The sequence below is a fragment of the Curtobacterium luteum genome (genome assembly GCF_001475545.1).
Taxonomy (GTDB): Bacteria; Actinomycetota; Actinomycetes; order Actinomycetales; family Microbacteriaceae; genus Curtobacterium; species Curtobacterium luteum_A.
The window spans coordinates 1-8,784 of the sequence record NZ_LDQC01000149.1; the positions used below are offsets into that span (position 1 = coordinate 1).

7 protein-coding genes are annotated in these 8,784 nt (G+C 73.9%); 2 read left to right on the forward strand and 5 right to left on the reverse strand.

What is annotated here, in order from left to right:
* Positions 1 to 253 precede the first annotated feature (253 nt).
* Positions 254 to 1,087, forward strand: a complete 834-nt coding sequence (locus NS184_RS16745) for an NmrA family NAD(P)-binding protein (RefSeq protein WP_058727206.1) — start codon at positions 254 to 256, stop codon at positions 1,085 to 1,087.
* Here NS184_RS16745 and NS184_RS16750 read toward each other — a convergent pair.
* The 5 genes from NS184_RS16750 to NS184_RS16770 all read right to left on the reverse strand — a co-directional run bounded on the left by NS184_RS16750 (position 1,038) and on the right by NS184_RS16770 (position 7,526).
* Positions 1,038 to 3,125, reverse strand: coding sequence for an ArnT family glycosyltransferase (locus NS184_RS16750; protein ID WP_058727207.1), 2,088 nt, complete (start codon positions 3,123 to 3,125; stop codon positions 1,038 to 1,040). The two genes, NS184_RS16745 and NS184_RS16750, sit on opposite strands and share 50 nt — an antisense overlap.
* 191 nt (positions 3,126 to 3,316) lie before the next feature.
* Complete coding sequence (locus tag NS184_RS16755) at positions 3,317 to 4,570, reverse strand: CynX/NimT family MFS transporter (RefSeq protein WP_058727208.1); 1,254 nt, start codon at positions 4,568 to 4,570, stop codon at positions 3,317 to 3,319.
* The gene (locus tag NS184_RS16760) at positions 4,567 to 5,223 is read right to left on the reverse strand and encodes an HAD hydrolase-like protein (protein WP_058727209.1); all 657 of its coding nucleotides are present in this window, start codon (positions 5,221 to 5,223) and stop codon (positions 4,567 to 4,569) included. Before NS184_RS16760 ends, NS184_RS16755 begins: the two co-directional genes overlap by 4 nt.
* Positions 5,224 to 5,402: 179 nt before the next feature.
* On the reverse strand, positions 5,403 to 6,098 hold the full coding sequence (gene nucS / locus NS184_RS16765; protein ID WP_058727210.1) for an endonuclease NucS: 696 nt from the start codon (positions 6,096 to 6,098) through the stop codon (positions 5,403 to 5,405).
* A 9-nt stretch (positions 6,099 to 6,107) separates the two neighbouring features.
* Positions 6,108 to 7,526, reverse strand: coding sequence for an MFS transporter (locus NS184_RS16770; protein WP_242863097.1), 1,419 nt, complete (start codon positions 7,524 to 7,526; stop codon positions 6,108 to 6,110).
* A 76-nt stretch (positions 7,527 to 7,602) separates the two neighbouring features.
* Here NS184_RS16770 and NS184_RS16775 point away from each other — a divergent pair, with 76 nt between their 5' ends.
* On the forward strand, positions 7,603 to 8,724 hold the full coding sequence (locus tag NS184_RS16775; RefSeq protein WP_058727211.1) for a LacI family DNA-binding transcriptional regulator: 1,122 nt from the start codon (positions 7,603 to 7,605) through the stop codon (positions 8,722 to 8,724).
* The last annotated feature ends 60 nt before the right edge of the window (positions 8,725 to 8,784 follow it).

The following is an 8,784-nucleotide window of genomic DNA, read 5'->3' on the forward strand; positions in this document are numbered from 1 at the left end:
GACGCGGTCCGCGTCGACCGGGTGGTCACGTCCGGACCGTCCTGGAGGCACGGCCCACCGTGGCAGCGACCCGTGCGGCGTTCACGCCGTCCACCTCCACGGCCCATGCCCGGGCCGCGTCGTGGTCGCGGCCGTGCCGCATGTGGCGGCCGACCACCCGGTCGACGCGGACCGCGTCGACGTGCACCGACCCGACGCGCGCCGCCCCACCGACGCGGGCCGACCAGCCCCGCGCACCACGAGAGGACCGACCATGACCATCGCCGTCACCGGAGCCACCGGCAACATCGGCGGCGCCGTCGCCCGCGCGCTCGCCGCGGCCGACGTCCCCTTCCGCATGATCGTGCGGAACGCCTCCCGCGCGCCGCAGCTGCCCGGCACCGAGGTCGCGGTCGCCCCCTACGACGACGCCGAGGCGAGCCGCGCCGCACTCGAGGGCGTGGACCTGCTCCTGATGGTGTCCGGCGCCGAGGCCCAGGACCGCCTCGCGCAGCACCGGACGTTCGTCGGCGCGGCCGCCACGGCGGGGGTGCGCCACGTCGTCTACACGTCCTTCGTCGGCGCTGCGGCGGACGCCACGTTCACCCTCGGCCGTGACCACTGGGCGACCGAGCAGGCGATCCGCGCGACCTCGATGGCCCACACGTTCCTCCGTGACTCGTTCTACCTCGACTTCGTGGAGGACCTCGTCGGCGAGGACGGCGTGATCCGGGGTCCGGCGGCGGACGGTGCGATGGCCGCGGTCGCACGAGCCGACGTCGCCCGCGTCGCGACGGCCGTGCTCCAGGCGCCCACGTCGCACCTCGACCGCACGTACGAACTCACGGGGCCGACCGCGATCACGCTCGCGCAGGCGGCGGCGACCGTCTCCGAGGTCCGCGGGCGCGCCGTGACGTACCACCCGGAGACCCTCGAGGAGGCGTACGCGTCCCGGGCAAGGTGGGATCCGGAACCGTGGCAGGCGGATGCCTGGGTGAGCACCTACACGGCGATCGCGGAGGGCGCGCTCGCGCACGTCTCGGGCGACGTCGAGCGGATCACCGGTCGGCGACCGCTGTCCCTGCGCGAGGTGCTCGAGCAGGCCTGACCCACGCCCGGACCGGCCCGTCGCCGTGCGCCGGTCGCACGAGGACCCGCCCGGTCGACGGACCGGGCAGTCCGCACCGCCACACGGTCCACTGCAGGTCGTCGGCGGGCCACGTGCTGAGCACCACGCGGTGCCCCGGACGAGCGTCGGGGACCGTGCGGCACCCACCGGCCAGCGCAGCGCGGAGGACCGGATCGTCGGCTCTGGCGCCGCTGATCGAGACGAGCACGCGCAGCCCGTGGTCGATCCGCTCGCGGATCTGCCGGGTCGTGAAGACCGGCACGGCGCCGGAGAACCCGCCGTCGGTGAGCACGGGCAGACCGGTGGCCGAGACCACGAGGGACGACAGTCGCCAGGCGTCGGTGAGGAAGAGCGGCGTCCCTGCCCGGTGGCCGTCGATCCGACCGGCGAGCGCGACGAGCTGCTGCACCGCAGGCGGGTAAGGCGCGGGCTCGCCGCCGCGCCAGTCCGGCGTCGAGACGTGGTACCGCTCGGCGCCCACGGTGCGTCCGACGGACGCGTCCAGACCCGAACCGTCGCGTGCTGCGTCGAGCGCCTGCACCGAGAAGGCCGCCGGGCCCGCCACGAGCGCCAGTCCGGTGGTCGCCGCGATGGCCGCCCGGGAGGCGCGGTGCGGCCCCGACGGTCCGCCGACGACGTCCCGTGGCCGCCAGAGGAGTGCGACGACCGCCGCGACGACGGTCGCGTTCGCGACGACGTGCGCCGTGTGGGCCAGGACGGTCGGTTCCCCGGCGCCGTGCGCGAGGTACAGCCACCACGCCTCCTGCCCGACGGCGAGGACGAGCGGCAGGGCGCGCAGCCACGCGGACCGGGAGCGCGCCAGGCCGACCGCCCCGCACCAGCCGACGGCGGCGAGGACCGCGAGCTGGACGCCGACCGCGGCGACGTAGGCGGTGTGCGGGATCCGGGCCACCGAGAGCACGGCGGCCGCGGTCGCGAGCCACACCGTGACGACGACGAGCGTCACGGCTCCAGCGCGTGAGTCGAACGCACCGCCGAACACCCGTGCGCTCCTGTCGCGACGGCGGACGCACAGCACGACGACCCCGACGACGACGGCGAACAGCGCAGCCGGCAGCAGCCACGAGACCTGCGAGCCGAGGTGCGGCTCGAGCAGCTTCGTCAGACGACCCGGGTCCCCGGACGGCCCCGGCGTGGCCGACGGGTGCACGGAGACCGCACCGGGGAAGGCCCCCGCGCGGAAGCGGTCCAGCCCGTTGTAGCCGAACACCATCGCCCACGGGTCGTCGTCCGTCGAGCCGTCCACGTACGGCCGAGCCCCGACGGGCGTGTGGGCGAGCCAGACCACCCAGACGAGCGAGGCCGCGACGGCGACGGCACCGAGCGCCGCGGTCCGTCCGAGCCGCACCCACGCGTTCCACCGTCGTCCTCCGGGCCGGGCGTCCGCGAGCATCGTGCCGAGCAGCAGCGCTGGCAGGACGAACCACGCCTGCAGCATCTTCGCCTGGAACCCCGCCCCGACCGCGATGCCCGAGAGCACGAGCGACCACCAGGACCCGGTGATCGCCGCCCGCTGCCAGCACAGGAGCGCGACGGCGAGGGCGGCCGTGAGCAGGCCGTCCTCCATCGGGTGCGCGAACATCGACACGAAGATCGGCGTGGTGGCGGCTCCGAGGGCGGCGACGAGTCCGGTCCCGGCACCGGCCCAGCGGAGACCGATCACCGAGCACGCCCACACCGTCACCAGTCCCTCGACGACCTGCGGCAGCGCGAGGGCCGAGGTGGAGTCGCCGAACAGGCGGATGCTCAGGGCCTGCGGGACGAGGAACCCGCTGAGCTTGTCGAGCGTCACCGTCCCGGAGGGGTCGAACGAGCCGGACCACAGCGCGTGCCAGGAGCCGGACATCGAGCGGGCTGCCGCCGCGTAGAAGGGTGCGTCACCGCCGCGGGCGAGGTTCCACACCAGCAGCACCGTGGACCCGAGGAGGACGACGAGCAGCGCGACCCGCGCCGCGGGGGGTTGGTCGGCCCATCTGGCCGGGCGTCGGGTGTCCACACCTGGACCCTGGCGCTGCCGGATGACGGTGGGCCGCGACGCCGCCGCCAGCACGCCGTGAAGCCGGGCTCCGCGCTGAGCCGATCCGCGGTTCATCCACGCAACGTCCAGCCGATGTACGGCTCCGGCGTGCCGCCGGCTCAGCCGACGCCGAGGTCCGGAGCGACTGCCTGCGGCTGGAGCGGTGCCGGTCAGTCGACCCGTCGCGCCGAGATCGTCCCCACGACACCGAGGGTCAGCACGGCCACGAGGACGACGAGCAGCGGTGCCGTCCAGTCACCCGTGGCACCGTGCAGGGACCCGGCCACGAGCGGCCCGGCGCTCCCGAGGAGGTACCCGCCGCCCTGCACGAACGCGGACATCCTCCGGGCGTCGGCGTCGCTCGACACGATCCGGACGATCACGATGAAGATCACGGTGATGCCACCGCCCTGTGCGGCACCGCCGAGGACGGACCAGAGCAACCAGAGCTGCGGCGCGAACAGCAGCCCGAGCGGCATCGCGAGCCACAGGAACGCCACGAGTCCGATGATCGCCCGCGGACGCCACCGTGTCGCGAGCAGCGGGACGCCGAGCGCCCCCACGACGGCGAGGATCTGGAACACCGACGAGCTCGCGCCCGAGGACTCCTTCGAGAAGCCGATCTCGTCGTGCAGCAGCGTCGGGATCCAGGCGGTGAGGGCGTAGTAGGAGAAGGCCTGCCCACCGAAGGCCAGCGTGAGTCCCCAGGTGATGAGTCGTCGAGCAGGACGGACGGGGGTCGTTCCCGCACCGCCGTCGACGGCCCGGATCGACCCCGTGCCGAGCACCTGGTCGATCGGTCCGGTCTCCACGACGGGCTCGACCGCGACCGGCCGACGCCAGGCCGCCCGGGCGCCGACCGTGTACGTCCAGCCGATGCCGGCGAGGACCGCGAGCACGCCCCAGATCGCGATCGCGACCGGCCAGCCCCAGACCGCGGCGATCGGTGCCGTCCCGAGCGAGGTGACCATCGACCCGACGTTGAGCGCAGAGGTGTACACGCCGGTGACGAGTCCGACCCGCTCCGGCGAGGTGTCGCGCCGGATGACCACCGGGATCACCACGTTGCCGATCGTGATGCCGATGCCGATGATCGCGGTCCCGACGAGCAGGGCAACCGACGAGGGCAGCGACCGGACGACGGTTCCCGCGAGGACGACGACGAGCGAGAGCGACACGGCGCGCTCGGGGTCCGCCTTCGCGATCACCCAGCTCGCGAACGGGGTCGCGAGGGCGAAGCAGAGCACCGGGATGGTCGTGAGCAGTCCGGCGATGCTCGCGGTCAGGCCGAGGTCGGCGCGCACGTCCCCGATGACCGGAGCGGTCGCGACGATCGGCCCGCGGAGGTTCAGGGCGATGAGGACGACGGCGGCGGGGAGCAACCACGCGGCCCCGCGGAGCCCGGTGCGGACGGCGCCCGTCACGGGAGCAGGATCGGCAGGAGGTCGAGCGGGGTCGCTGCCCGGGCGACGGTGCCCTCGGCCTCCTCCGGCGAGCCGTAGCCCCACTCCGCGAAGATCGTCGGCACGCCGTGGACAGCCGCGCCCTCGACGTCGTGCCTGCGGTCGCCGACGAGCACCGGACGGCTGACGTCGAACCCGCGGGCGTCGAGTCGGCGCAGCGCCTCCGCGACGACGTCGGCCTTCGAGCTGCGGACCTCGTCGTCGCTCGCGCCGGTGATGATGTCGATGTCCCCGGTCAGGCCGTAGTGCTCGAGGATGTACGTCGCCGGGGTCTCCGGCTTGCTCGTCGCGGTCGAGATCGGCAGTCCGGCCTGGTGGAGCGTGTGCAGCACGACGTCGATGCCGTCGAACATCGCGGAGTCGAGCGCGCCGTGCGAGAGGTAGTGCTCGCGGTACACGGCGAGGGTGTGCTCGGCCTGTCGGGCGTCCATGCCCATCGCGTCGTGGAAGGTGTCGAGGATCGGCGGGCCCACGAACGACATGAGCGTCGCGTGGTCCGGCACGGGGACGCCCACGGTGGTGAAGGTGTGCGTCATGCTCTCGAGGATGCCCGGAGCGGAGTCGCTGATGGTGCCGTCGAGGTCGAAGAGGATGGCGGTGAACGGGCGCGTCATGTCCCGCCCAGCCTAGCCGGGGCCGTGGAGGCGACCGTCCGGGTACCGCGCCGGCGGGACGGCCCCGCACCGTGCCTCCCGGCCGTGCCGTCGCCGCGGGGACCAGGTTCCGGACACGGAACTGCAGAACGTCACGGTGCTGTGTCCGGAACCTGGTTCCGCGACGCCGCCCGCCCGCCTCAGAACAGGCGGGTGTGCCCGCCCTCGATGCCGCGCATCGCGTCGTAGTCGAGCACGAGGACGCGGATCCCGCGGTCCTCGGCCAGGGTGCGGGCCTGCGGCGCCACCGTCTGCGCCGCGAGGACGCCCTGCACCGGACGGAGCAACGGGTCGCGGTTCATGAGCTCGAGGTACCGGGTGAGCTGCTCCACCGCGTCGATGTTCGCGTTGCGCTTCATCTCGACCGCGACGCTGGCCCCCGCGTCGTCCCGCGCGAGGATGTCGACCGGCCCGATCGCCGTCATGTACTCGCGGCGGACGAGGGTGTGCCCGTCGCCGAGGAGTTCGATCTGCTCGGCGAGGAGCTGCTGCAGGTGGGCCTCGACGCCGTCCTTCACGAGCCCTGGGTCGACGCCGAGGTCGTGGGTCTCGTCCGCGATGACCTCGTACAGGCTGACGACGAGCTTGTCCTGCGTCTTCTTCTGCGTCACGGTCCAGACCTGCGTGATGCCGGCTTCGGCCTGCTCCTCGCTCGGTTCGCCCATCTCGATCGAGCAGGGCGGGCTCATCCAGTTCAGCGGCTTGTAGCTGCCGCCGTCGGAGTGCACGAGCAGCGACCCGTCCGCCTTGAGCATCAGCAGGCGCGTGGCGAGGGGGAGGTGGGCCGAGAGTCGCCCCGCGTAGTCGACGGAGCAGTGGGCGATGACGAGACGCACCCGGCGATCCTAACGGTCGGTCCGTGCCCCGCCGGACGACGCAGGGTCCGCCATCGTGTCGTCCGCCGCATGGTCGGGGCTGTCGGCCTGGAGGCGCGGCTCGCCCCCGCCGGGTCGCGTCGCGTCCGCCCGCTGGTCGCGTGTTGCCCCGCGGGGACCGGCGCTGCCGTCGTCGCTGTCGCTGTCGCCGTCGCGCGTGCGTCGCTTCCGCAGTGTCTCGGCGGCCGCGCCCGTCTCGCGGGCAGCACCGGACGCCAGGCCCGCTCCGATGATGAAGACGAACACCACGAGCAGGGCGCCGAGCAGCCCGATGTGCTCGCCGAGGAAGCCGATGAGCGGCGGGCCGGCCAGGAACGCCACGTACCCGATCGTGGCGACGGCGCTGACCTTGAGCGCCGCGGAACGGGGGTCGTCGGCCGCGGCGGACATGCCCATCGGGAAGCCGAGGCTCGCGCCGAGACCCCAGAGCACGACGCCGACGACGGCGATCGGGATGACGTCCACGAAGATGAGCAGGCCGAGGCCGACCACGGCGACCGCGGCGCTCGCCCGGAGGACCGGGACGCGACCGAACCGGTCGATGAGCGGGCTGCCGGCGATGCGTCCGGCGGTCATCGCGGCGAGGAACACCGTGAGCACCGCGGAACCGGCGGCGTTGTCGAGGCCGTGGCCGTCGATCATGGCGAGGGGCAGCCAGTCGTTCGCGGACCCCTCGGCCAGCGCCATGCCGAGCACGATCACGCCGATGAGGAGCGTCGACGGCTGCGCCCACACCTGCCAGCGGGTGAGCTGCACCGGGGTCGGGCTGGTCTCGGTGCCCTCGTGCTCGTCGTACCGGTGCTCGTCACCGAAGCGCGAGGCGGCGGCGAGCATGACGAGGCAGGTGACGACGCCGAGGATCGCGAAGTGCAGGACGACGGGGACGTCGAGCGCCTCGGTCAGGGCACCGATGCCGGCGCCCGCGAGCGTCCCGACGCTGAACGCGGCGTGGAAGAGCGGCATGATCGTGCGGCCGCCGGCCTTCTCGGCGGCTGCGCCGGAGACGTTCATCGAGACGTCGACCAGGCCGTTGCCGAAGCCGAACGCCACGAGGCCGACCCAGATCGCGGCGAAGCCCCACCCGAGGGTGACGGCGAACCCGGCGAACACGATCCCCGCCGCGAGGCAGACCGCGGCGACCTGCACGCCTCGACGGGCACCGACCTTGGCGACGATGTGCCCGGCGAACGTGAGGCCGCCGATCGAGCCGACCGCCATGCCGAGCACGAGGAGCCCCATCTCGAAGGTGGTCGCGTCGAGGGAGTCGCGGACGCTCGGGATCCGGCCGAGCCAGGTGGCGATCGCGAGGCCGGACATCGTGAAGGCGACGAACACGGCGGTGATCCACGCACGGGTGGTCGGTGCGGTGCGTGCGGACGTCATCGTCATGGTGCTCTTCCGGGTCTGCGTGTCGGGCTGGTGGTCGAATCGATTCGACCGCCGTTGACGATTACGCTAACGGGCGATGGACGAACCGGCAACCACGAACGGCGCGGCGCGACCCGACAACGGGGCACGCGCCGCACGGCCGACCCTCGCCGCCGTGGCGCGGGCCGCCGGCGTCGCGCCCTCGACTGCGTCGCTCGCGTTCAGCGGGGCTGGTCCGGTGTCGGACGAAGCCCGGGAGCGGGTGCTCGCGGCGGCCGCGGAACTGGGCTACGGCGGCCCCGACCCCCGTGCGCGCTCCCTCCGTCGCGGTCGGTCCGGTGTCATCGGCGTGGTGATGGACGAGCGGCTGAGCGATGCCTTCCGCGACCCGGTGAACGTCCTGACGCTCGACGGCATCGCGGAGGTCGCGGGTGAGGCGGGGACCTCCCTGCTGCTCGTCCGCAGCCCGCTCGACGACGCCGGGTTGGTGGGACCGCTCGTCGACGCGCCAGTGGACGCGGTGGTGCTCGTCGGCTGCAACGTCCGGATCGACCCCGCGGTCGCCGTCCTCCGCCGTCGCAACATCCCCGTCGTCGCCATCGAGGCGGACGACATCGAGGGCGCGGTCCCCGTGCAGCTCGACAACCGCGAGGCCTCGCGCCGCGCCGCCGCGTTCCTCCGGGACCTCGGCCACACCGACCTCGTCGTCGTGACGCTGCCGCTCGACGGCACGCACCAGCGCGGGCCGATCACCCCCGAGCGCGAGGCCGAGGGCATCGCGCACACCTCGCTCGAGCGCCTCCGCGGAGTCCGCGGGGTGTTCCCCGCCGCGCCCGCGCACGAGGCGGCCGGCAGCTCGGTCGAGGAGGGCCGCATCGTCGGGGCGACGCTCTTCGCCCCTGACGGTCCCCGCCCCACCGCCGTGGTGGTGCAGAGCGACGTCCTCGCGGTGGGGGTGATCTCGGCGGCGCTCGACGCCGGACTCCGCGTGCCCGAGGACGTCAGCGTGGTGGGGTTCGACGGCATCCCCGTCGACGACAGCCTGTTCCACCGCACCCCGATCCGGCAGCTGACCACGCTCGTGCAGCCCTTCGTGCAGAAGGGTCAGGCCGCGGCCAGGGCGGCGATCGCCATGCTCGAGGGGGCTCCGGCGCAGCCCGCGGCCTTCCGCTCCGAGCTCCGCATCGGCGACACGACGGCTCCGCCGCCCCCACACTGACGCGGCCGCGCCGGCCGCGCCGGCCGCGTGCGCCCTCCACGGCCCGAGTCTCGGCTCCGC

What these genes read in the sequence shown, in the direction of transcription:
- NS184_RS16745 (WP_058727206.1), top strand. Translation starts at nt 254, where the DNA reads ATGACCATCGCCGTCACCGGAGCCACCGGCAACATCGGCGGCGCCGTC.
- NS184_RS16760 (WP_058727209.1), bottom strand. Translation starts at nt 5,223, where the DNA reads ATGACGCGCCCGTTCACCGCCATCCTCTTCGACCTCGACGGCACCATC.
- NS184_RS16770 (WP_242863097.1), bottom strand. Translation starts at nt 7,526, where the DNA reads ATGACGATGACGTCCGCACGCACCGCACCGACCACCCGTGCGTGGATC.
- NS184_RS16775 (WP_058727211.1), top strand. Translation starts at nt 7,603, where the DNA reads ATGGACGAACCGGCAACCACGAACGGCGCGGCGCGACCCGACAACGGG.